The sequence below is a fragment of the Eubacterium sp. AF19-12LB genome, assembly GCF_003479125.1.
Classification (GTDB): Bacteria; Bacillota; Clostridia; order Lachnospirales; family Lachnospiraceae; genus Eubacterium_U; species Eubacterium_U album.
This window is the reverse complement of sequence record NZ_QUGP01000010.1, coordinates 12,512-36,495: the sequence shown is the minus strand read 5'-3', so window position 1 is coordinate 36,495 and position 23,984 is coordinate 12,512. Positions and strand designations below refer to the sequence as shown.

At 31.9% G+C, this 23,984-nt stretch carries 20 protein-coding genes; 2 read left to right on the top strand and 18 right to left on the bottom strand.

Going from position 1 to position 23,984, the window contains the following annotated elements; translation table 11 throughout:
• Positions 1-70: 70 nt before the first annotated feature.
• The 13 genes from DWX29_RS10280 to gap all read right to left on the bottom strand — a co-directional run bounded on the left by DWX29_RS10280 (position 71) and on the right by gap (position 14,682).
• Positions 71-577, bottom strand: a complete 507-nt coding sequence (locus DWX29_RS10280) for a phosphatase PAP2 family protein (RefSeq protein ID WP_118565798.1) — start codon at positions 575-577, stop codon at positions 71-73.
• A gap of 8 nt (positions 578-585) precedes the next feature.
• Positions 586-762 (bottom strand): DUF6472 family protein, encoded by a 177-nt coding sequence (locus DWX29_RS12830; RefSeq protein ID WP_022089298.1) that lies wholly within the window; start codon positions 760-762, stop codon positions 586-588.
• A gap of 180 nt (positions 763-942) precedes the next feature.
• Entirely contained in the window at positions 943-2,127 is a 1,185-nt protein-coding gene (locus DWX29_RS10275; RefSeq protein ID WP_117909093.1) for a pyridoxal phosphate-dependent aminotransferase, read from the bottom strand.
• Between the two features lie 88 nt (positions 2,128-2,215).
• A complete protein-coding gene (smpB, locus tag DWX29_RS10270; RefSeq protein ID WP_118565822.1) occupies positions 2,216-2,680 on the bottom strand; it encodes an SsrA-binding protein SmpB in 465 nt (154 codons plus the stop codon).
• A 93-nt stretch (positions 2,681-2,773) separates the two neighbouring features.
• Complete coding sequence (gene rnr, locus DWX29_RS10265) at positions 2,774-4,906, bottom strand: ribonuclease R (protein WP_118565797.1); 2,133 nt, start codon at positions 4,904-4,906, stop codon at positions 2,774-2,776.
• Between the two features lie 175 nt (positions 4,907-5,081).
• Positions 5,082-5,330: a preprotein translocase subunit SecG gene (secG, locus tag DWX29_RS10260; RefSeq protein ID WP_022089294.1), complete on the bottom strand. Its 249-nt coding sequence runs from the start codon at positions 5,328-5,330 to the stop codon at positions 5,082-5,084.
• 190 nt (positions 5,331-5,520) lie between these two features.
• Entirely contained in the window at positions 5,521-6,711 is a 1,191-nt protein-coding gene (locus tag DWX29_RS10255; protein WP_118565796.1) for a MalY/PatB family protein, read from the bottom strand.
• A gap of 104 nt (positions 6,712-6,815) precedes the next feature.
• A complete protein-coding gene (eno, locus tag DWX29_RS10250; RefSeq protein WP_243003020.1) occupies positions 6,816-8,099 on the bottom strand; it encodes a phosphopyruvate hydratase in 1,284 nt (427 codons plus the stop codon).
• A 277-nt stretch (positions 8,100-8,376) separates the two neighbouring features.
• Entirely contained in the window at positions 8,377-9,918 is a 1,542-nt protein-coding gene (gene gpmI, locus DWX29_RS10245) for a 2,3-bisphosphoglycerate-independent phosphoglycerate mutase (protein WP_022089291.1), read from the bottom strand.
• 22 nt (positions 9,919-9,940) lie between these two features.
• Complete coding sequence (locus tag DWX29_RS10240; RefSeq protein WP_022089290.1) at positions 9,941-11,254, bottom strand: right-handed parallel beta-helix repeat-containing protein; 1,314 nt, start codon at positions 11,252-11,254, stop codon at positions 9,941-9,943.
• A 169-nt stretch (positions 11,255-11,423) separates the two neighbouring features.
• Positions 11,424-12,176 (bottom strand): triose-phosphate isomerase, encoded by a 753-nt coding sequence (gene tpiA, locus DWX29_RS10235; protein WP_118565794.1) that lies wholly within the window; start codon positions 12,174-12,176, stop codon positions 11,424-11,426.
• A gap of 89 nt (positions 12,177-12,265) precedes the next feature.
• Entirely contained in the window at positions 12,266-13,462 is a 1,197-nt protein-coding gene (locus DWX29_RS10230; protein ID WP_117909084.1) for a phosphoglycerate kinase, read from the bottom strand.
• 203 nt (positions 13,463-13,665) lie between these two features.
• Positions 13,666-14,682, bottom strand: a complete 1,017-nt coding sequence (gap, locus tag DWX29_RS10225; protein WP_022089287.1) for a type I glyceraldehyde-3-phosphate dehydrogenase — start codon at positions 14,680-14,682, stop codon at positions 13,666-13,668.
• Between the two features lie 462 nt (positions 14,683-15,144).
• Here gap and DWX29_RS10220 point away from each other — a divergent pair, with 462 nt between their 5' ends.
• Positions 15,145-15,912, top strand: a complete 768-nt coding sequence (locus DWX29_RS10220) for a histidinol-phosphatase HisJ family protein (protein ID WP_158562639.1) — start codon at positions 15,145-15,147, stop codon at positions 15,910-15,912.
• Positions 15,913-15,990: 78 nt separating this feature from the next.
• Here the strand turns inward: DWX29_RS10220 and DWX29_RS10215 are convergent, their stop codons facing one another.
• From DWX29_RS10215 to DWX29_RS10200, 4 genes are all read right to left on the bottom strand, one after another.
• Complete coding sequence (locus tag DWX29_RS10215) at positions 15,991-16,836, bottom strand: GDSL-type esterase/lipase family protein (RefSeq protein WP_117909080.1); 846 nt, start codon at positions 16,834-16,836, stop codon at positions 15,991-15,993.
• A gap of 67 nt (positions 16,837-16,903) precedes the next feature.
• Positions 16,904-18,304, bottom strand: coding sequence for an MBOAT family O-acyltransferase (locus DWX29_RS10210; protein WP_022089284.1), 1,401 nt, complete (start codon positions 18,302-18,304; stop codon positions 16,904-16,906).
• Between the two features lie 32 nt (positions 18,305-18,336).
• Positions 18,337-19,071 (bottom strand): hypothetical protein, encoded by a 735-nt coding sequence (locus tag DWX29_RS10205; protein ID WP_158574536.1) that lies wholly within the window; start codon positions 19,069-19,071, stop codon positions 18,337-18,339.
• 418 nt (positions 19,072-19,489) lie between these two features.
• A complete protein-coding gene (locus tag DWX29_RS10200; protein WP_117909076.1) occupies positions 19,490-20,617 on the bottom strand; it encodes a cysteine desulfurase family protein in 1,128 nt (375 codons plus the stop codon).
• A 107-nt stretch (positions 20,618-20,724) separates the two neighbouring features.
• Between DWX29_RS10200 and DWX29_RS10195 the strand changes: the two genes are divergently transcribed.
• Positions 20,725-22,245, top strand: coding sequence for an oligosaccharide flippase family protein (locus DWX29_RS10195; RefSeq protein ID WP_158562638.1), 1,521 nt, complete (start codon positions 20,725-20,727; stop codon positions 22,243-22,245).
• Here the strand turns inward: DWX29_RS10195 and DWX29_RS10190 are convergent.
• Positions 22,226-23,983: an ABC transporter ATP-binding protein gene (locus DWX29_RS10190; protein ID WP_118565793.1), complete on the bottom strand. Its 1,758-nt coding sequence runs from the start codon at positions 23,981-23,983 to the stop codon at positions 22,226-22,228. The genes DWX29_RS10195 and DWX29_RS10190 overlap by 20 nt on opposite strands.
• Between the last annotated feature and the right edge of the window lies 1 nt (position 23,984).

Below are 23,984 nucleotides of genomic sequence, written 5' to 3'. Positions count from 1 at the left end.
CCTTATTAGGTTTTTAACCTTTCCATTCTGTATAATTTATTTTTTAACCTTGAATAATTATAATCTGCTTTTATCTAATAGCTATAAATAACAGACTTCCTAAAACCCCACATATACTTCCTGTAATCGCTCCTACGATTACATCCTTTGGGAAATGAACACCTCCGATAACACGCAGCACAGCTATCAAACAACTTATAGCAAATAAACATATGCCTAATTCTAAGTTAGCATATATGAATGTAGTTGCTATAACAAAAGCTGAAAATACGTGTCTGCTTGGAAATGAATTCCCTTCTTTTTCCTTTTTTATTATTGGTTCATAATTATATACCGTATAAGGACGCGGTGCATCAAATTTTTTTCTAAAATAAGATACACCTATAAATGAAACTGCCGTGACAGCAACAATCCTTATAACATCACATTCCTTAGTTATAATCATAAACACAACAACTAAAATATAAATAATATAAACAACAGAAGTTGAAAATAAATTAAGTTTTCTTACTATCTGCTCTCCATATTTATATTTTCTTATTTTGTTACTTATTTTTCTGTAATCATTTTCTGTCATAAATCACCTTATTGCTTTCTTGCAATTCTGTATTCATCACCATAAGAAAAATACGGACAGCTTGCCGTAGGATTCTGCAACTGTCTTGCATAATCATCTTCATCCATGCTTACAACGCATCCATATTCTTCATATTCTTCATCATATACATAATTGCTACAAAATTCGCAACTATACTGACCCATTTTTTTCCTCCTAATTTTTAATATTATGATGTAAGTATGCAATGTTGCATTCTTTGTCACATAACATGATTTCTCGTAATACTACTCTTCATCAACATCATATATCACTATCTTTTACTTACATACTATAGGAGTTGCCAATTAAATTTGCAACTCCTATAATAACTAATTGATTTATTTTTACTTATAACTATCTGCTAACTTTTTAAATGCAGGTAATGCTCTTTCAATCTGCTCAGTCTGAACACAATATGATACTCTTACGTATCCCGGCGTTCCAAAGCTATCTGCAGGCACAAGTAACAATTCCTGCTCTTTTGCCTTTTCACAGAATGCCTTTGCATCATCTTCCATGGCTTTTACAAATAAATAGAAAGCTCCATCGGGATATACGCATTCAAATCCCATTTCCGTAAGACTGTTATATAATAAATCTCTGTTAGTTTTATATATCGAAATATCTGCTGTGTCATCAATACATCTTTCAATAACCTTTTGGAATAAACTTGGTGCACATACATATCCTAATACTCTTCCTGCTCCACATACAGCTGCATATGCATCCTTGCTGTCAACCATTTTGTTTGACACAACTATGTAACCAATTCTTTCTCCAGGTAATGATAATGCTTTACTGTATGAATAACATACAAATGTATTATCATAATAATTAATCATATATGGTACATCAATATCATCATATACTAATTCACGATATGGTTCATCAGTAATTAAGAAAATAGGATGTCCATATTCTTTTTCTTTTTTTCTAAGGATATCACACATTTTAACTATTGTTTCTTCTGAATACACAACACCTGACGGGTTGTTAGGTGAATTAACAATAACTGCTTTAGTCTTTTCATTTACTGCTGCTTCAAATTTTTCCATGTCAATCTGAAATGTTCCTTCTTCTCCCGGAACCTGTACAACCTTAGCACCTGACTCCTTAATAAAAATAGTATATTCAGGGAAGAACGGCGTAAATACGATACATTCTTCATCCTTTTCCATTATTGCATTCAATACGATTGTAAGAGATGCTGCTGCACCACAAGTCATATAGATATTATCTTTTGTTATATCTGTTCCAAATTTTTTATTTATATAATTAGCAATTGTATCTCTTACATGGGCATCCCCCTGTGCTGATGTGTAACCATGTGTAGCTACCGGATCGCCATTTTCAACAATATCAATAATTGCTTTCTTTACACTTTCCGGAGCAGGAACACTTGGATTACCAATACTGAAATCAAATACATTTTCTGCACCAATTTCCTGTTTACGTTTATTTCCATATTCAAATATTTCTCTTATTTCTGAACGAACTTTTCCTAAATGTACCATATCTTCTACAAACATATCTCTTCTCCTTTAAAATTAATTTTGTATTTTTATGCTGTCAGTACCAAAATATATCTTACAGATTATTTTTATAGTCATGCATCATTTACAAATTCTGTATTTTAAATTCACGCTCATGCTCACGTTTCTGGTCTCGTTTTGCAATGTCGTCTCTCTTATCGTATAATTTTTTACCTCTTGCCAAACCAATTTCCACTTTTACCAGACTTCCTTTAAAATAAACCTGCAAAGGTACTAATGTCAAACCTTTTTCTTTAATTTTACCAACAAGTTTATTTATTTCATATTTATGCATCATTAATTTCTTTGGTCTAAGCGGATCTTTATTGAAGATATTTCCCTTTTCATATGGGCTTATGTGCATTCCATAAATAATCACTTCTCCATCTTCTATTCGGATAAATGACTCTTTAATGCTACATTTTCCCTGTCTTAAAGACTTAACTTCAGTACCATGAAGTACAATTCCGGTCTCATAAGTATCTTCAATAAAATAGTCATGGCGGGCCTTTTTATTATTTGCAATTAATCTATTTGCCGCCTTTGCCATATCTTCACCTTTCCATATTAACTTTACAACTTTTTCCATACAATTTTACATCATTTTATTACTAATTTCACTATAAATTTGTATATATTTTGATTATGCCAGTACAAAATCTATTGTTTTTGTCATCTTATCTGTATGAACAACCCTAACCTTTACAGACTGTCCTAGTTTGTATGTCTTTTTTGTATGTTCACCTACAAGAGAATATGTTGGTTCATCATATATATAATGGTCATCCTCCATATTGCTTACGTGAACCATTCCTTCTATTGTATTAGGCAACTCAACATACATTCCCCAGCCGGTAACACTTGAAATTACACCTTCAAATTCTTCTCCGATATAACTTCTCATATATTCAACTTTCTTTAATTTCTCAGTATCCCTTTCTGCATCATCAGCACGTCTTTCGTTTATACTACAATTCTTAGTTATATCAGGCAAAATTGTATTGTAATGTCTTATATATTTTTCATTTAACTTGCCATGAATATTTTCTTTAATAATTCTGTGTATCTGCAAATCAGGATATCTTCGTATTGGAGATGTAAAATGGCAGTAATATTTTGCTGATAATCCAAAATGTCCTTTACATTCCGGAGTATATTCTGCTCTCTTCATTGAACGCAAAGTAATTCTGCTTATCAAAGCTTCTTCACTTGTTCCTTCCACACTTTCTAATAACTTCTGAAGTTCTTTTGGATGAATTTCATCTCCCATCATCTTTATATGATATCCAAAGTTATTTATAAATGTAGCAAGTTGTGTCATTTTCTCGACATCCGGCTTATCATGATTTCTATATACAAATGGGAGTTCCTGCCAATAATACTCTTCTGCAACCGTTTCATTTGCCATAAGCATAAAATCTTCTATAATTTTAGTTGCTGAATTTCTCTCATAGGGTTCAATGGAAATAACTCTTCCTTTATCGTCTAATTTAATTTTACATTCAGGGAATTCAAAATTAATTGCTCCTCTTCCATATCTTTTCTTTCGCAAAATATCAGACAATTCTTTCATTAACTTAAACATCGAAATGAAATCTTTATGTTTTTCACATGCCTCTTTTTCACCTATAAGTACATCCCTTACCTGTGTATAAGACATTCTTCTGTCTACATTAATTAATGTTTCCACTATTTCATGACTTATAATATTTCCATTTTCATCAATTTCCATAATACAGCTAAGTGCAAGTCTGTCTTCTCCCTGATTTAATGAGCAAATACCATTAGACAATTTATGTGGAAGCATTGGTATTACCCTGTCTACTAAATAAACACTTGTGGCCCTTTTTCTAGCTTCTTTATCTAATGGAGAATTTTCCGTAACATAATTACTTACGTCCGCAATATGAACTCCTAAAGTATAAACTCCATTTTTCTTAGAGATTGTGATAGCATCATCTAAATCTTTAGCATCTTCTCCATCTATTGTTACAGTCTGCCAGTTTCTAATATCTTTTCTTCCGTTCTTTTCTTCTTCTCTTACATAATCAGGTATGTTCTCTATCTGTTCCATTACATCTTCCGGAAACTCTGTAGGTATATCATAAGCTTTAACGATAGATAAAATATCTACTCCCGGGTCATTTACATGACCTATAATTTCAACTATTTTTCCTTCCGGCTTTCTTCCTTCCTTTCCATAATCAGTAATCTTGGCAACTACTTTATGTCCGTTAACAGCCCCCATAGATGCTTTGAGTGGAATATATATATCTTTTACAATTTTTTGATTATCCGATAATACATATCCAAAGTTTTTGCTTTTTTCAAATAATCCAACAACTTCTGTTATTTCATGGGATATGATTTTTATAATTTTACCTTCTTTTCTTCTTTTTCTTGTTCCATCATTCTTAGTTTTGTCTTCAGGTAATACTGCAACTAAAACCGTATCATGGTGAAAAGCATTATTAACATTCGCAGCCGGAATAAAATAATCCTCTTCTTCGCCCTCTACAGTAACAAATCCGTATCCTTTTTCATGTGCAGTAAATATACCTGTAACTAATGTTTCTTTTGCTATCGAATACTTTCCTCTTTTTGAAACAGATATCTTTCCTTCATTTATTAATTCATTTAAAACTATTTCTAATAATCCTCTATCTTCCTTTTTTACATTTAATATTATTGCTAATTCTTTTATTTTCATAGGAACATAGTTTTTATCATTCATTAAATCTAATATGATTTTCTTTCTTTCATTAATTAATTCCATGATTTCTCCTTACTCTATTATTATAAATTTGTAAAATACTTTCTATTTATGCATTTATTTTTCAAATGAAATCTCTTCATTTCAAATTTATTTCTATAATTATTTTAGCCATTTTTTCTTTTTATAATAAAAAGAAAGTGTTCCTAAAAGGAACACTTTAAAAATCATAATTATCCTAAAAATTTAAGAACTTCATATTAAGAACAATTGAAAGTACAAAGAATAAAACAATCATAACCTTTGTAATCTTTTCTAACTTTCCTTCCATTGAACGTCCTTTATTCTTTCCCCAGTATGATTCTGCTGCACCACTGATTGCTCCTGTAAGTCCAGCCTGCTTTCCTTCCTGAAGTAGTATTACTACTGTTATAACTACACAGATGATAATGTATATCACTGATAATACTCTTAATAATGTAATCATTTCGAACCTCCTATTAGTATGTATTGCCCCCTCCCTTGGGTCAGCGGCTAGTCGTCGGAAACATTTATTGAAAATGAACTTCATTCATTTCGTTTCCTTCTATACCTATTCAAACGCGAATACATAAATATTATCATATTTGTATGCTATTATCAAGTAATTATTCCAATCTTTTCTAAATTTTAGGTCTTTATTTAATTTCATTTTTCAATTCTCTGACCGCTTTCTCTAACCGATTTAATGCTTTATCCAAAATACTTTTAGGGCAGGCAATATTTACTCTGATATAGTTATCTCCTTCTTTTCCGAATATGTACCCCACATCTAACCATAATCCTGCCTTATGAATTATAAATTCTTCCAGTTTTTTTCCTGAAATACCAAGTTTTGAACAATCAAGCCATACAAGATATGTTCCTTCCGGCTCTACCAGTTCAATTTCAGGAATATTATCTTCCAAATAATTTCTGAGGTAACCTAAATTTGAATATATATATTGTTTTAGTTCATTTAGCCATTCCTCCCCTTCTTCATAGGCTGCCTGACATGCTACTATTCCCATTATACCTACACTGCTATAACCAACTTTCGCAATTTCTTTTTTAATCTTCTTTCTTATTTCTATGTTGGGTATAATAATATTTGATATCTGAACCCCTGCAAGATTAAATGATTTCGAAGGTGCTGTACATGTTATGGATATTTTTTCATATGCCTCCGATAGAGTATTAAACATTGTATGCTTATACCCCGGATATACAAAATCACTATGTATTTCATCACTCAAAACATACACATTATGCTTTATACAAATATCACCAAGTTTTTTTAATTCCCATTTTTTCCACACTCTTCCTACGGGATTATGTGGGCTACACAATATAAATAACTTTACGTTGTTTTCAATTATTTTTCTCTCAAAATCTTCAAAATCTATTTCATATTTATTTCCGTTTCTTACCAACGAATTATTAACAAGTACTCTTTCATTTTCTCTTATTACATCACTAAAAGGATAATAAACAGGGTTTTGAATCAATACCCCATCACCTACATTAGTCAATGCTCTTATAACCATTGCAATCGCAAATACCACACCCGGAGTTTTTACAATCCATGATTTTTTAATTTTGTATCCAAAATGTTTTTCATACCAATTTGACACTGCTATATAATAATCTTCTTTACTATCACTATATCCATATATTCCATATTCAACTGTATTCTTAAGTCTGTTAATTATTGCTGGAGCTGTTTTAAAATCCATATCTGCAACCCATAAAGGTAATATATCTTTAGGTATTAATTTTTCTCTCGCAAAATCATATTTTATAGAATTTGTATTTTTTCTATCTATTATAATATCAAAATCGTATTTCATATTTCCTCCTTTTTATTTTATCTTTTGTTTATTTCCTATTATTTTCTATTCATTTAGTAGATATTGTTTTTCTCATCGTTTGTCAACTTTATTTCTATTTTTATTTATAATTTTTCTTCAATTCTCAATAACTGGTTATATTTTGCTGTTCTTTCACTTCTACATGGTGCCCCTGTTTTTATAAAACCTGTATTAAGCCCTACCGCCAAATCTGCAATAGTTGTATCTTCTGTTTCTCCTGAACGATGTGACATGATAGCTATATATCCATGACTTTGTGCCATTTGCACAGCTTTAATCGTTTCTGTTATACTTCCTATCTGATTTGGTTTTATCAATATTGCATTTGCACATTTCTCTTTTATTCCCTTTTTTAATCTCTCTACATTTGTAACAAATAAATCATCACCGACTAAGTGGATTTTTCTACCTAATTTCTCAGTAATCTTTTTCCATCCATCCCAATCTTCTTCATCTAATGGGTCTTCTATTGAAAATATCGGATATCTGTCAACAATATCACTCCACATATCTATTAATTCATCTGTTGTCAATTCGATTCCTTTTTTAGGTAATTTGTATTTTCCTGTAACTTCTGCTTTCCATTCTGAAGCTGCTACATCCAAAGATATTTTAAAGTCTTTTTCAGGAATATATCCTGCCTTTTTAACTGCTTCAATAATTAAATCAAGTACTTCCATTTCGTTATTTAAATCCGGTGCAAATCCACCTTCATCACCAACTGCAACAGATAAATTTTTGTCTTTTAATAATTTTTTCAGTGCATGGTAAACTTCTGCACACCATCTCAATCCTTCTTTAAATGTTGTCGCTCCAACAGGTAAAATCATAAATTCCTGCACGTCTATATTATTAGATGAATGAGCACCTCCGTTTAAAATATTCATCATGGGCATAGGCATTTTGCACGCACTTATGCCTCCTGTAAATTTGTAAGTAAAAATATTTAATGCTTTTGCACATGCATTTAAATTAGCCATCGAAACAGCCAATATTGCATTTGCACCTAATTTTGATTTATTATCTGTTCCGTCTTCACTTAACATCATTCTGTCAATTCTTCTTTGATTAAGTGCATTTTGTCCTATAAGCATTTCATTTATTATTGTATTTACGTTTGTTACAGCTTTTTTTACACCGGCTCCTAAATATCTATCTTCACCATCTCTAATCTCCGCTGCTTCAAATTTTCCTGTTGATGCACCGGACGGTACGGTTGCTCTTCCTGTAATCAAATCAGTTTTTGGATTTTCCCCTCTAACCGTAACTTCTGCTTCAACTGTAGGATTTCCACGTGAATCTAAAATTTCTCTTGCTTTTACATTTACAATCTTTAAATATTGTTCCATATTCTCTATCAGATGCATTTTTAGCACCCAATTTCTCCTATATTATTTAATGTTCCGTTAATATATAAAGATTTTTCAATCTACTATGCCTTACTATTTTCACGAAGCACTTACTATTTAGACAACGATATATATATGTCTTTTATATAAAACAAATTTATATACGTTCTTTGTATAAAACACTGTTATATACATTCTTTATACATAAACAGGGAAACACTATTTTACTAGTGTTTCCCTGTTACTTATTTTTATTCAATTAAGTCAAAGAGTTCTACATTGACCTCTCTATTTATTATTTTACAAGTAATGATTTTCCTGTCATTTCTTTTGGCTGTTCCATTCCCATTAATTCGATTAATGTAGGAACGATGTCTGCTAAGCATCCACCTTCTCTTAATTTATACTTAGGATCAGCATTTACTAAGATAAATGGTACAGGATTTGTTGTGTGAGCTGTAAATGGTTCGCCTGTTTCATAATCAACTAACTGCTCAGCATTTCCGTGGTCAGCACAGATAAACATCTGTCCATCAACTTCCTTAATAGCTTCTACTGCTCTGCCTACACATTCATCTACTGCTTCAATAGCCTTAATAGCTGCTGATTCAACACCTGTGTGTCCTACCATGTCAGGATTTGCAAAGTTAATGATAATAACATCATATTTCTGTCCTTTAATTGCGTCTACAAGCTTATCACATACTTCATAAGCACTCATTTCAGGCTTAAGGTCATATGTTGCTACTTCTTTAGGTGAATTTACTAAAATTCTATCTTCTCCCTTATTTGGTTCTTCTACACCACCATTAAAGAAGAATGTAACATGAGCATATTTTTCTGTTTCAGCAATTCTAGCCTGAGTCATGTTATGTGCAGCTAAATATTCACCAAATGTATTTCTAATTTCAACTTTCTTAAATGCGATTAATTTGTTAGGAATTGTAACATCATATTCTGTAAAGCATACAAATACTAAATCTAATCTTTTTCCTCTATCAAATCCATCAAAATCATCTGCACAGAATGCTCTTGTAATCTGACGTGCTCTGTCTGGTCTGAAGTTACAGAAAATAACAGAATCTTTGTCATTTACTGTTGCTACAGGAGCATCATTTTCCATAATTACTGTAGGAATAACAAATTCATCTGTCTTATCTACTGCGTATGAATCTGCAACTGCCTGTACAGGGTCTGTAGCTTTATTTCCTTCTCCCTTTGTAATAGCATCATATGCCTTAACAACTCTATCCCAGTTATTATCTCTATCCATTGCATAGTAACGTCCTGAAATTGAAGCAATCTTTCCAACACCAATTTCAGCCATCTTATCTACTAATTCCTGAACATAATCTTTTCCTGATGCAGGAGGTGTATCTCTACCATCTAAGAATGCATGTACATATACCTTTTCAAGACCAAATTTCTTAGCCATTTCAATTGTTCCATAAATATGTGTATTATGGCTGTGTACACCACCGTCTGATAATAATCCAAAGATGTGTAATGCACTGTTGTTTTTCTTGCAATTTTCCATTGCCTTAACTAACTCTTCATTCTTAAAGAAATCTCCATCCTGAATTTCTTTTGTGATTCTTGTTAATTCCTGGTATACAATTCTTCCTGCACCCATATTTAAATGACCTACTTCAGAATTTCCCATCTGTCCGTCAGGAAGGCCTACTGCCATTCCACTTGCATAACCTTTTACAAAAGGATATTCTGCCATAAGCTTGTCCATTACAGGCTTTTTAGCTTCTGCAACAGCATTTGCTTTTGCATTTTCATTTAATCCATATCCGTCTAAAATCATTAAAACTGTTGGTTTTTTGCTCATTTTTCTCTCCTTAAATTAAACTTTATTTTTCTATTCCCCATGAAATTTCCTGCTTCTTCAAATTAATTGCCACTGCATTCTCACGGGTTCTTTCGCTATTTCCTCTGAAATACAAAATATCGTATCCTTTGAAAATAACATTCATATCATAACCACAGTTACTAACTGTGTTGGTTAACATTTCCTCAGTCTGTTCTTTTGTAATATTAGTCTTTACTTTTGAGTAGCTGCTTGCAGAGCCTACATTCTGCTGCACACAAAAATATATTGGATTTCTCTTAACATTAGAGAATGTATTATTTTTTACATGTATGCCTTCTATTCCGCCACCTGAAATAGCATGTGCTCCACTACTATAAGCTTTCTTACTCTTTAATCCAATTTTGTTAAAAGTATTATTTTCAATGGTTGCATTCTTCCAGTTAAGTATAAATACACCATTGTCAAAAATATTTTTAAATGTATTATTAGTTATTACTACATTTTCGTGATAAACATTTTCACCATTCTTCTGTGAATACTTATGTGTACCAACACCACGTGTAACTCCATCAAATACATTGTTTGTTATTGTTATATTTTTATTATCTGTTCTATCCTGTGCAACCCACACTGCATTAAGACCATGTGTTTCAGGGTCCGGAGTATCAAGATTAATAGCCTCTTTCATATAATTTTTAGCCCTTGTACTTGCTTTAGAACCTTTAAATGTACAATTTTCAATAACAACATTCTCTACACCTGTTATTTCAAGGAAATGTCCTCCATTCTGATTTTTAAATGTTATTCCTGAAACTTTTACATTTTTATTGTGGGATATTACAATTGTTCCTCCACCTTCAACAAAATTATTGTCAATTGTAGCATTCCCTTTACCTGTTATTGAAATGTTCTTTGCACCACTTACTTTTTTACATGACCCTTTTATCTTGCTTTTTGATGGTGGACATAATGAAAATACATTATTTGATGGTGGATATCCTGCTCCACCAGTTTGATATATATTTTTTAATACAACTCCATTCTTCAACACAACCTGAACATTTGATGGAATATATACAGAATTAGACATTTCGTATGTGCCTTTTTTTATAATAAATTTACCACCGCCTGCTTTTTCTAATTGCTTCATATAATAATTAAAAGCTACTGTATACTTCGTATATTTGTTATAATTAGAATACTTTTTTATTTCTGAAGGAATTGACTTTGTTGTCATTGTTATTGTTTTCTTAGCATATACATTCTTTGCCTGTATATGGGTTACTCCTGTTACACATAGCATAACTGCCAATGTAGACACTAATCTTATAATTATTTTATTTCTTTTCTTCATATTCATATTCCTAACGAATTTTTTGTTTGATATTAAACAAAAGAATTTTAATTTTAAAACTTACTCCTTAAATTTAATATCTGATAATAGTTAATTGTTATTAAATACTCAATCTGTTCTTCAATAAAGGGCTGATGCAATTTTGTTGCAACAACCCTTATTTAAAATCTTATTTATTATAGTTGACAATCTTTCCAAATTCTGCTTTAAGGCTTGCACCACCAACTAAACCACCATCTATGTCAGGTTTAGCAAGTAATTCTGCTGCATTTCCAGCATTCATTGAACCGCCATACTGAATTCTGATAGCTGCTGCTGTTGCATCATCATATACTTCTGCGATACATTCTCTGATTGCTGCACAAATTTCTTCTGCCTGATCAGATGTAGCTGTCTTACCTGTTCCAATAGCCCAGATTGGTTCGTAAGCGATAACTGCTTCCTTAGCCTGGTCTGCTGTTACATTTAAGAATGCGATCTTAATCTGCTGACGGATGAAATCAACTGCAACACCCTGTTCTCTCTGTTCAAGAGTTTCACCACAGCAAATAATAGGTGTAATACCATGTTCAAAAGCTTTTAATACTTTCTTATTTACTGTTGCATCTGTTTCTGCGAAATATTCTCTTCTTTCTGAATGTCCAATGATAACATACTTAACTCCAACATCTGTTAACATGTTAGGAGCTATTTCTCCTGTATATGCACCACTTTCTTCAAAATACATATTTTCAGCACCGATGTTGATGTTTGAACCCTTTGCTGCTTCCATAGCCGGTACTATTGAAATAGCTGGTACACAAAATACTACATCTACATCTTCATTAGCTACTAAAGGTTTTAATTCATTGATTAAAGCAACTGCCTCACTAGGAGTTTTGTTCATTTTCCAGTTACCTGCGATAATTTTCTTTCTCATAATTATATAATCTCCTCTATATTTAAGACATATCAGTTAAAAGCATATTAAGCCTTTAACTGCTGATGATGCCTTATATAATATTGTATATCCTACTTATCGTTTGCTGCTGCAACACCTGGTAATTCCTTACCTTCGAGGAATTCAAGAGAAGCTCCACCACCTGTTGAAATATGTGACATCTTATCACCAAATCCTAACTGGTTAGCTGCCGCTGCTGAATCACCACCACCGATGATTGTTGTAGCATCTTTAAGATCTGCCATAGCTTTAGCAATTGCAATTGTACCATTAGCAAAGTTAGGCATTTCGAAACATCCCATTGGTCCGTTCCATACAACTGTCTTAGCTCCTTTAATAGCATTAGCAAATAATTCTGCTGTCTTTGGTCCGATATCTAAACCTTCCATATCAGCTGGGATTTCTCCACGTCCTACAACCTTGAAGTTGCAGTCATTTGAGAAGTTATCTCCAACTACTGTATCGACAGGGATTAATAACTTAACACCCTTTTCTTCAGCTTTCTTCATCATGTTTACAGCATATTCTTTGTAATCTTCTTCAAGAAGTGATTTACCTACTTCTTCACCAAGACCAGCCATGAATGTGTATGCCATACCACCACCGATGATTAATGTATCAACCTTTTCAAGAAGGTTTTCAATAACTGAAATCTTTGATGAAACTTTTGCTCCACCAAGGATAGCTACGAATGGTCTTTCCGGATTGTTAACTGCGTTTCCAAGGAAATCGATTTCCTTCTGCATTAAGTATCCTACAACTGCTGTGTCAACAAATTTTGTTACACCAACGTTTGAACAATGTGCTCTGTGAGCTGTTCCGAACGCATCATTTACAAATACATCACAAAGTGAAGCTAATTCTTTGCTGAATTCTTCTCCGTTCTTTGTTTCTTCTGCACGATAACGTGTGTTTTCAAGAAGAATAACATCTCCGTCTTTCATTGCTTCAACTGCAGCCTTAGCATTTGGTCCTACTACTTCAGGATCTGCTGCGAATTTAACTTCCTGTCCTAATAATTCTGAAAGTCTTACTGCAACTGGTGCTAATGATAATTCCGGCTTTGGTTCTCCCTTTGGCTTTCCAAGATGTGAGCAAAGGATTACCTTTCCACCATCAGCTATTAATTTCTTTATTGTTGGCAAAGCTGCTACTAAACGGTTTTCGTCTGTGATTTTTCCATCCTGTAATGGTACGTTGAAGTCACAACGAACTAACACTCTCTGTCCTTTTACATTGATATCATCTACTGATTTCTTATTAAGCATTATATGTGCTCCTTTCATTTAAGCGCGTCATGCGCGTAGTCTCATAAATCCCGGAATCAGTATAAACTTTATTCCAAGATTATATGCGCCCATGAAATGTACATCCATATAGATGTGACATTCATATTATCAGCGCAATATAAAAGGGTCCGGTCCAATTAAGACCGGACCCTTATGGATCTTATTTAAAGATTTCTTATTTATTATGCTAATTCTGAGAAGTATTTGATTGTTCTAACCATCTGGCTTGTGTATGAGTTTTCATTGTCATACCATGAAACAACCTGTACTTCATAAGTATCATCATCAACCTTTGATACCATTGTCTGTGTAGCATCAAATAATGAACCATATCTCATTCCAACGATATCGCTTGATACGATTTCGTCTTCATTGTATCCGTAAGATTCGTTTGAAGCTGCCTTCATAGCTGCATTGATACCTTCAACTGTGATATCTTTTCCTTTAACTACAGCTGTAAGAACTGTTGTAGAACCTGTTGGAACTGGAACTCTCTGTGCAGAACCGATTAATTTTCCGTTTAATTCTGGAATAACTAATCCGATAGCTTTAGCAGCACCTGTTGAGTTAGGTACGATATTAACTGCTGCAGCTCTTGATCTTCTTAAATCACCTTTTCTCTGTGGTCCGTCAAGAGTCATCTGGTCACCTGTGTAAGCATGAATTGTTAACATGATACCACTCTGGATTGGAGCGTACTTGTTAAGTGCATCAGCCATAGGTGCTAAGCAGTTTGTTGTACATGAAGCAGCTGAAATGATTGTATCATCTGCCTTTAATGTTTCGTGGTTTGTATTGTAAACGATTGTTGGAAGATCGTTTCCAGCTGGAGCTGAAATAACAACCTTACGAGCACCAGCATCGATATGAGCCTGTGCTTTAGCCTTAGATGTATAGAAACCTGTACATTCTAATACTACGTCTACTTTTAATTCGCCCCAAGGACACTTTGAAGCATCAGCTTCTGCGTAAATCTTGATTTCTTTTCCATCAACGATGATTGAATCATCTGTAGCTGAAACTGTTTCAGCCTTGTCATATTTACCCTGTGATGAATCATACTTTAATAAGTGAGCTAACATCTTAGGACTTGTTAAGTCATTGATAGCTACTACTTCATAACCTTCTGCTCCAAACATCTGTCTGAAAGCAAGACGTCCGATACGTCCAAAACCGTTAATTGCAACTTTAACTGACATTTAATTGTCCTCCTATTAAATAAGATATATTTTGTTAATTAATATTAACCTATTGATTATTCTACATAAATACTTTCCAAATATCAAGAAGTTTTTTGCATTTTTCTCATATTTTGTTAATTTTTTGACAAATAAAACGTTTTTACTTTTATCTTCTCATTAATATAGTAATTTTCAGCAAAATTTGTTATATTCTACTCATAATTTTTTTCTTTGCTAATTTGTAATTATTTCAGATTCAGGTATAAATATATATAACAAACGATAGGAAGTTTTTCGCAATTTTGCGAGCATAGTGTAAATAAAAAAGTAATGTTTGAGCCTTTAGGCGAGTTTTACTTTTTTATTTATTATAAACGGCGCAGCAAAATAAGAAAAACAACGTGTTTGGAATATATATTTATACCTGAATCTGAAACATTAACAAGTTGCAATACATATTACATAAGGAGAATATACGTTATGTTATCTGATTTTCATGTACATTCTAAATTTTCTGCTGATTCAGATGAGAATTTGGAAAATATAATAAACAAAGCCATAAGTTTAAATATGAAAGATATTTGCATCACTGACCACCAGGACTGGTTCTGGCCTGTTCCGGGTGAATCATTTGATATAGATACCGATTCATATTTTAATGAATTAAACATATTAAAAGATAAATACTCTTCAAAAATCAATCTTCATATTGGAGTTGAGCTTGGCATTACATGCGACAACTACAAAAAAAATGCTGATTTTTTACAATCATATCCATTTGAATATGTCATTGGCTCCTGTCATATTGTAGACAACATGGACCCATATTATTCTGAATTTTGGGAAAATCGTAATGAAGCTGATGCTTTCAGGACTTATTTTTCAACTTTACTTGATGCATTAAAATTGTTTAATTCATTCAATACATTAGGCCATTTAGACTACATAGTCAGATATGCGCCAAATAAAGATAAAAACTATAATTGTAGTGATTATTTCAACATTGTCGAACAGATATTTAAAGAAATAATTCATAAAAATATTGCTTTAGAAATTAATACCGGTGCACTTGCAAAAGGAATGGATTTTGTAAATCCCCACTTTGATATGCTTTCATTTTATAAAGATCTTGGTGGAAAACTTGTGGCTGTAGGCTCCGATGCCCATGTTGCTGATAATATAGGATATGGTTTTGACAAAGCCGCACAACTTATAGAACATTTTAATTTTAAAAATATTAATGAATAACTAAAAAAACTACAAAACTTCATTTAACAATCTGAAGTTTTGTAGTTTTTTCATTTTTATTATAAAGATTAATTTATCCTATTTTACTATTCCATGTTCAAGGAAAAACTGTTTCCATCTTGGCACACATGAAGGCATAAGATGAACTCCATCACTTGTGTATTTAGGGTCAAGAGCCCCTGTATCTTTTTTATCAAACACTTCGTTTTCATCAAGCCATATTATGTCGTATCCGTTTGTAAGTTCCTTAAGTTTCTTATTTCTTTTATCTATTTCCTTATTTTTTATATAAGTTTCTTCTTTGTCTTTCTTTTTTGTCACATGCATAATACTTTGAATAAATATTATTGCATCAGGCTGTTTTTCTCTAATAGTATTTATTACTTTACCATATTGCTCAGCAAATGTATCTGCTGTTCCTGTTCCAATTTCATTTATTCCAAGCATTATATAAATTTTTTCAAATTTATTTTTTTCAAGGGCTTTTTTTACAGTTATTTTTTTCTTTCCTGATTTAACGATTTTTTCATCTAAAATCTTCCATACGGACACACCCTGTTCTGCGTAAAATACTGTTTTATCCCAATTTGCATACAAAGATATTGTCTGTGTTCTTGAATCTCCTATAAATAAGGCTCCATCCAAATATGATTCATCTACAGTTACAAAATCACGATGCTGTTTTTCCTCTGTAACGGCTTCTGTCTGAGTTTCTCCCGATTCATCCGTAACTATCCGGATTTCTCCGGTATCACTTTGGATTACTTTTTTTCCTTTATTCTCTTTACTTTCCTGTTCCGCTATCTTTTTAGTTTCGTTGTATTTTATTATGTCTTTTGTTCCCAGAAATATTCCAAAAATCACAACAGATACAACCATCACAATCAAGAATCCATATTTATCAAATATAGCCTTTTTATCCATCTGTTTTCTCCTGTTAAAATATAAATATTAACTTAAACCTTAATCCGCTAAGAGGTTATTATCATTTTTAAAATCTAAAGTACAAAAACGGATTGCTTGCCGCTGTACTCATTCTATACACACATACCCAGAATATTATAATCAAAATTACTGACGCTACTTTTGTTCTTCTATATTTTTCAAATATCTTCATTGGAATACTTAAACTAAAGATAACTGCAAATACAAAGAATATTCCGTAATGTTTTATCGCATCAACATAATCTAATTTGTTTACAAATTCTGTGCTTACATGTGAAATCATTGGGAATAATTTTGCAAAATATAATTTTATGTCTCCCATTTTATCAAGTGCAAATATCATCCAGCTCATCGGAATTATAAATATTATATATAAATGTCCAAGTGCAGGATATTTATCTAATATATTTTTTAATCCAAGCTTTTCTATTGTCAATAATACAAAGAACAACAATCCCCAACATACGAAATTCCAGCTTGCTCCATGCCACAATCCCGTAAGTCCCCATACCACAAACATATTAAATATTGTTCTTGCAAATCCTTTTCTATTACCACCAAGCGGAATATAAACATAATCTCTAAACCAGCTTCCAAGAGTAATATGCCATCTTCTCCAAAATTCAGTAACGGATGTTGATATATATGGATTGTTAAAGTTTCTTGGAATTTTAAATCCCAACATTTTTCCAAGACCTATTGCCATAAGTGAATATCCATAAAAATCAAAGTAAATCTGGAATGTATATGCAAACATCGCAATCCATGCCATTGGAGTTGATATGCTTGCAATTCCGTAAGTCTTGATTGACTCCCAGCACATTCCCATTATATTTGCCAAAAGCATTTTTGATGCAAGACCCATAATAAAAATTCTTATTCCATCCTGCAATAAAAGTAATGATACTTTTCTTTTTCTTATCTGTTTAGCAATGTCCTTATATACAACAATCGGTCCTGCGATAAGTTGCGGAAACATACAAAGATAAACTCCTAAGTTAATATAGTTCTTTTCTGCTTTTGTTTTCTTTGTATAAACATCAATAACATAAGATGCTATCTGGAATGTGTAAAAACTAATTCCAAGTGGTAATGTAAGACTTGTTTCTATTCCCGTAAAAAAAGTAAAATATTTAAACACAAATAAAAACAGGAAGTTATATACTAAAGCTACGATTAATGTTATTTTGTCATAATTATTTTTTTCTTCTCCATTATGTTCAAGTATCTGATTATCATATTGAAATTTTCTGATAAAAATAGCTGCAAAATAATTTACTGTCAGCGATAATAAAATTAATGGAACATATTTCATTTCACCGACTGCATAAAATATTAAGCTTGCGATAAATAAACATATATTTTTAAACTTCATTGGTACTAAAAAATATATCAATATCACTATCGGTAAAAAATAAAATATAAACTGATTACTGCAAAATAACATCTCTTCCTCCGCCTGTGTCATACACAATTATTTTATAACTGTGACTTTATATAATTATAAATATTTTCGTAAGTTTCTTCTGTATAATGAAGTCCATCCTGAGTTTCAAATCCGATGGCATTCAAATAACTGTTTGTGTCTATTACAATGACATTTTCATCTAATCTGTCTATGATTTCCTGATTAAAATAATCTATGTCATCATTCTTAATGTGATAACCACTATATGTCTCCTGTTCTTCATCTACAGGATTTACAAGCATATAATAAATCTGACAATCAAATGTCTGTGACATTTCATTTATTTTATCTACGTATTTGTCGATGTTTACTAAGTCATTAACTCCTAATCCTATAATTAATGCTGTATTATCATCAATCTCATACTTTATATTATTCATCTGGTTTATCAAATAGTCGTATCCTTCACCAACTTCACAAATAAACACATCTTCATCTGTCGCATTTGCTTTTTCCATTCCCTTATATCTGGAATCTCCTACAAACAAATATTTTCCATATTCTCTTTTTGTTCTTGTAGTTTCATTTTCACTATCATGTCTGTTTGCTTTTCTATACTTACTTTTGTAAGTTTGTGCCTCAGGTACATTTTCATGTATATTATCTGCTAATGATTTAATCATTTTAGATTCAAGCCCAAATCCTGCTCCTTCTACACAAATAATAATAGCTGCTATGATAGCAATCATTATCGTGCCTAAAACTATACTTGTCCTATTGTTTTTCTTATTATTCATCATTTTCATATTATCTTTCCTCTTACTAACCAGCATTATTGTAATCTGCCTTTTCTTTAAGTAATGTTATTTAAGGCCAATAATTTTCGTAATAGCCATAGCCATTCTATCATATAAACAACAAAAAACAACAGATTTTGACAAAGTTAATCTTTATTTAATAAATTTCGGACTTATGTAATATTTAGGTAACAAAGTTATTACATTTTTCTCTGTTTCATTATATTTATTTGATATTTTATGATATAGTTTTACTGTTTTATTTCATAGTTTTACTGTTTTATTTCATAATTTTACTGTTTTATTTCATAATTTTACTGTTGAAATTCAAAGATTATTGAATACATATAAAAACATCCCCACAAACTTATTTTATAACAATGATGTTTATGCGGATGCTTTTACTTTTATATAATTCATTAGTTTTCTACTGTTCTCTTTGCAGTTTTATTAACTTTTTCATTATTTCTACTGTCCTGTCAATTTCATCTCTTGTATTTTCATGTGATATAGTTATTCTTACTGTTCCATAAGCATACTCTTTCTGAACATTTATAGCCATAATAACCTGCGACGGTTTTCCTCCTGCCGCCGCACAGGCCGAGCCTGCTGAAATACAAATGCCTTCATTTCCCATATCTTCAACCAATTTAGCAGCGTTTATATTTTTAAAACTAAAATTTGCGTTTCCGGGAAGCCTTTTAAATTTATGTCCGTTAAGTTTTACATCATCAATTTCATTCATAACACGATTTATGAGATAATTACGCAAATACTGTTCTTTTTGCATTCTATAACTCATGTTCTTAATCGACTGAATTGCTGCCTGCTCCATTCCAGCAATTCCTGCTACATTTTCAGTTCCTGAACGCTTTCCATTTTCCTGTCCCCCACCCCATATAAGTGGTTCAAAATCATCTATATTTCTTACATAGAGAAACCCAACACCTTTAGGTCCGTTAAATTTGTGTGCACTTACGCTCATCAAGTCAATATTCATCCTTGCAACATTTATCGGAACATGCCCAAATGCCTGTACGGCATCTGTATGAAAAGTTATTCCATATGCTCTTGCTAAACGCCCTATCTTTGCTATCGGTTCTATTGTTCCTATTTCATTATTTGCAAACATGACCGATATAAGCCTTGTATTTTCCTTTATAGATTTTTCTAATTCATCAATATTTATTTCTCCATCCGGATTTACATTTAGGTAGGTTACTTCTGCACCTTTTTTTCTAGCGTATTCACAGGTATTTAATATTGCATGATGTTCAATTTTTGTTGTAATAATATGCGAATTTTCAATATCCTTTATTTTAAGCACAGCACTATTATCTGATTCAGTTCCTCCTGATGTAAATATGATATTTTCAGGATTTGCATTAATCATTCCTGCCATCCTTATTCTTGCTCTTTCGACGATACTTCCTGCCCTATCTCCAAAAGGATAATTTGCAGATGGATTTCCATACTCATCTTCTAAAAGCGGAACCATCGCTTCTTTTGCTTCTTTACATACTGCCGTAGTTGCAGCGTTATCTAAATATATCAAAATTTCACCCTCTCATTAATCATTTTTAAGTACTTTGCATCATATTATGAACTAATAAATTTTCTGCTTTATTTTTCTTTATAGTAAAAAGCAGAATGGAGAATTTTATGTCAAAACAGACTACTATTATTTTAGGAACCATTATGCTTACATTTTCCGGGATTGCAAGCAGAGTTATTGGTTTCTTATATAGAATATTCTTATCTAACTTAATTGGTGCTAAAGGGCTTGGCCTTTTTCAAATGATTTTTCCCGTACTTGCTTTCTTTATTTCTTTTTCATGCGGTGGAATACAAACTGCTGTATCAAGATTTGTTGCTGAAAGTAAAGATTTAAAAAAGAGTTATTCAATATTTACGGCAAGTATTATCATGTCTGAATTTCTTGCTGTTATCGCCTCGTTTATTATGTATTTTTTTTCTAATGTTTTGGCTTCTTTTTTAGGCGAACCAAATTGTGCCATACTTTTAAAATATGCTTCCTATACTATACCTATGACTGTACTACATGCATGTACCGTGGGTTTTTATCTTGGTTTAAAAAAGCCTCTTATCCCATCAATAGCTCAGGTTTTAGAACAGGTATTCAAATTGGCTTCCTTGTTTATTTTTTATGTTATTTTTACATCTAAAGGGTATGCCCTAACACCTAAAGTTGCTGTCTTTTCTCTTATTTTATCTGAAATTGCAGGAACCGTTTACTGCATATTGGTTGTCTCAAATTATGGAATTTCATTCTTTTCAAAAGATAATTTTTCAAATATTTTTTCAAAAATGAAAATGCTCTTTAACGTTTCGTATATCCTTACGCTTAACAGAATTTTACTGACTTTCTTTCAAAGTGCGGAAGCTATACTAATTCCGTTTATGCTTGTTAAATACGGCCTAAGTTCTAATTCAGCTATTACCTTATATGGAATTCTTGCAGGAATAACTTTGCCTGTAATTACATTTCCATCAGCTATTAGCAATTCTATTGCAATGATGATTATGCCTACAATTGCTGACGCAAATGTTTCAGGGAACAAAGAAAAAATAAAAATTACAACAAATTTCACAATATGGTTTTCTTTAGTTACAGGTATTTTTTGTATTGGCTTTTTTATTTTTTTCGGAGATTTTATTGGGAAAGATATATTTGGTCATGCAAGTGCCGGTTCTTATATTAAAACACTTTCATGGTTATGTCCTTTAATGTACATGTCCATATCTTTTGGCTCTATTTTACACGGTCTTGGCAAAACTACTGCTGCGTTTATTCATAATATGGCCGCCATAATTATTAGATTATTATTTTTACTTCTACTTGTTCCTTTTTATGGAATAAAAGCTTATTTCTGGGGAATGCTCTTAAGCGAATTGATAACTGTTTCACTTCATTTACGCTATATTTCTAAAGAAGTTGCTGTTAATTTTTCTCCTGTTGCAAACATAATAAAACCTGTCATCTGGCTAACCTTAAGCCTGACAACAGGTTATATTTTTATACATATTTTTAGTGGTTCATCAACTTCCCACTCTTTAATTTTTAATTATGGCTCGCAATTTTTGTGTGCAATAATTATTAGCCTTATATTTTTTTCATTTGCCTATAAACAATGGCAAAAGTTTAAGAATTTACTGAACTAAACTGATTGTTGTAAAGTTCATAATAAAATCCTTTATTTGCAAGCAGCTGATTATGATTTCCCTGCTCTATAATCTTTCCATCATTCATGACAAGTATTGTATCTGCTTCTTTTATAGTTGAAAGTCTATGTGCAACAATAAAAGTTGTTCTTCCTTTCATCATCTTAGCAAATGCTTTCTGGATTCGTATTTCCGTTCTTGTATCAATAGATGATGTAGCTTCATCTAAAATAAGCATTGGTGGAAGGCAAAGCATAACTCTTGCTATACACAGTAACTGTTTCTGTCCCTGTGAAAGATTTCCGCCATCATCACCAATTACAGTATCATATCCATTTGGGAGCCTCTTAATAAAACTATGTGCATGGGATAACTTGGCTGCTTCTATTACCTCTTCTAATGTTGCATCCTCTTTTCCCATTGATATATTATCTCTTATCGTACCATTTTTAAGCCATGTTTCCTGCAACACCATTCCGTAAGATTTTCTAAGACTTTTTCTTGTTATATCTTTTATATTATGGCTATCCATCGTGATTTTTCCACTGTTTACGTCGTAGAATCTCATTAAAAGATTAATTATTGTTGTCTTTCCACATCCTGTCGGTCCTACAATGGCAATCATTTTACCCGGTTCGACACATAAATTTAAATCTTCAATTAATTTCTTATCAGGTGTATATGAGAAATTAACATGGTCTAATTCAACACTTCCTGATGCATTTTCAATATCTATTGCATTTTTATTTTCGATTTCCGGTTCTTCTTCAAGAAGGACAAATACTCTTCCTGCACAGGCAATCGCATTTTGAAGTTCCGTAACAACGCCTGAAATTTCATTAAATGGTTTAGTATATTGATTTGCATAACTTAAAATACATTGTAAATTACCTACTGTAATTCCTCCTGTTATTGCAATAATACCACCTGAAATTGCTACTCCTGCATATACAAGACTGTTAACAAATCTTGTTGACGGATTTGTAATTGATGAGAAAAATGTACCCTTTAAATAATATTTTCTTAAATCCTCATTAATTTCATCAAACTGTTCTACAACTTCATCTTCTCTTCCAAAAGCCTTTACAACTTTTCCATTTCCAATCACTTCATCTATCAATGCCGTCTGCTTAGCTCTTGTTTCTGACTGTTTTTTAAACATTGAATAAGTTCTTGTTGCAATAAATTTAGCTACAAATAAAGAAACAGGTGTTACTAAAACTACAACCAATGTAATTTTAATACTTATTGTGAGCATAAATACTAACGTCAATATAATTGTAACAATACCTGTAAATAACTGAGAAAATCCCATAAGCAAGCCATCTGCTAACTGGTCTACATCTGTGATTATTTTACTTACTGTTTCTCCATTAGAATGACTATCAATATATTTAAGTGGCAATTTCTGTAAGTGTTCAAATGTTTCTTCTCTAATATCTCTTACTACATTATAAGTAATTTTATTATTACAGTTATTCATTATCCACTGTGCAAATGCAGCTATTAAAGTAAACGCGGCTATTTTAACAGCTATAAGTCCAATCTCTGTAAAGTCTACCTTTCCCCTACCTAAAATAAGGTCTGTAGCATTTCCTAACTGAATTGGTACATACAATGAAAGAGCAACATACACTAGTGCAAAAAATAGTGAACCTCCAAGTAAATACCAATATTTTTTTATATGCTTTATTACTTTTTCCAAAGCCTGCTTTTGAGTCAATGTCTTTTCTTTCATC

What these genes read in the sequence shown, in the direction of transcription:
- DWX29_RS10280 (WP_118565798.1), bottom strand. Translation starts at nt 577, where the DNA reads ATGACAGAAAATGATTACAGAAAAATAAGTAACAAAATAAGAAAATAT.
- DWX29_RS12830 (WP_022089298.1), bottom strand. Translation starts at nt 762, where the DNA reads ATGGGTCAGTATAGTTGCGAATTTTGTAGCAATTATGTATATGATGAA.
- DWX29_RS10275 (WP_117909093.1), bottom strand. Translation starts at nt 2,127, where the DNA reads ATGTTTGTAGAAGATATGGTACATTTAGGAAAAGTTCGTTCAGAAATA.
- smpB (WP_118565822.1), bottom strand. Translation starts at nt 2,680, where the DNA reads ATGGCAAAGGCGGCAAATAGATTAATTGCAAATAATAAAAAGGCCCGC.
- rnr (WP_118565797.1), bottom strand. Translation starts at nt 4,906, where the DNA reads ATGGAATTAATTAATGAAAGAAAGAAAATCATATTAGATTTAATGAAT.
- secG (WP_022089294.1), bottom strand. Translation starts at nt 5,330, where the DNA reads ATGATTACATTATTAAGAGTATTATCAGTGATATACATTATCATCTGT.
- DWX29_RS10255 (WP_118565796.1), bottom strand. Translation starts at nt 6,711, where the DNA reads ATGAAATACGATTTTGATATTATAATAGATAGAAAAAATACAAATTCT.
- eno (WP_243003020.1), bottom strand. Translation starts at nt 8,099, where the DNA reads ATGCATCTGATAGAGAATATGGAACAATATTTAAAGATTGTAAATGTA.
- gpmI (WP_022089291.1), bottom strand. Translation starts at nt 9,918, where the DNA reads ATGAGCAAAAAACCAACAGTTTTAATGATTTTAGACGGATATGGATTA.
- DWX29_RS10240 (WP_022089290.1), bottom strand. Translation starts at nt 11,254, where the DNA reads ATGAAGAAAAGAAATAAAATAATTATAAGATTAGTGTCTACATTGGCA.
- DWX29_RS10230 (WP_117909084.1), bottom strand. Translation starts at nt 13,462, where the DNA reads ATGCTTAATAAGAAATCAGTAGATGATATCAATGTAAAAGGACAGAGA.
- gap (WP_022089287.1), bottom strand. Translation starts at nt 14,682, where the DNA reads ATGTCAGTTAAAGTTGCAATTAACGGTTTTGGACGTATCGGACGTCTT.
- DWX29_RS10220 (WP_158562639.1), top strand. Translation starts at nt 15,145, where the DNA reads ATGTTATCTGATTTTCATGTACATTCTAAATTTTCTGCTGATTCAGAT.
- DWX29_RS10215 (WP_117909080.1), bottom strand. Translation starts at nt 16,836, where the DNA reads ATGGATAAAAAGGCTATATTTGATAAATATGGATTCTTGATTGTGATG.
- DWX29_RS10210 (WP_022089284.1), bottom strand. Translation starts at nt 18,304, where the DNA reads ATGTTATTTTGCAGTAATCAGTTTATATTTTATTTTTTACCGATAGTG.
- DWX29_RS10205 (WP_158574536.1), bottom strand. Translation starts at nt 19,071, where the DNA reads ATGAAAATGATGAATAATAAGAAAAACAATAGGACAAGTATAGTTTTA.
- DWX29_RS10195 (WP_158562638.1), top strand. Translation starts at nt 20,725, where the DNA reads ATGTCAAAACAGACTACTATTATTTTAGGAACCATTATGCTTACATTT.
- DWX29_RS10190 (WP_118565793.1), bottom strand. Translation starts at nt 23,983, where the DNA reads ATGAAAGAAAAGACATTGACTCAAAAGCAGGCTTTGGAAAAAGTAATA.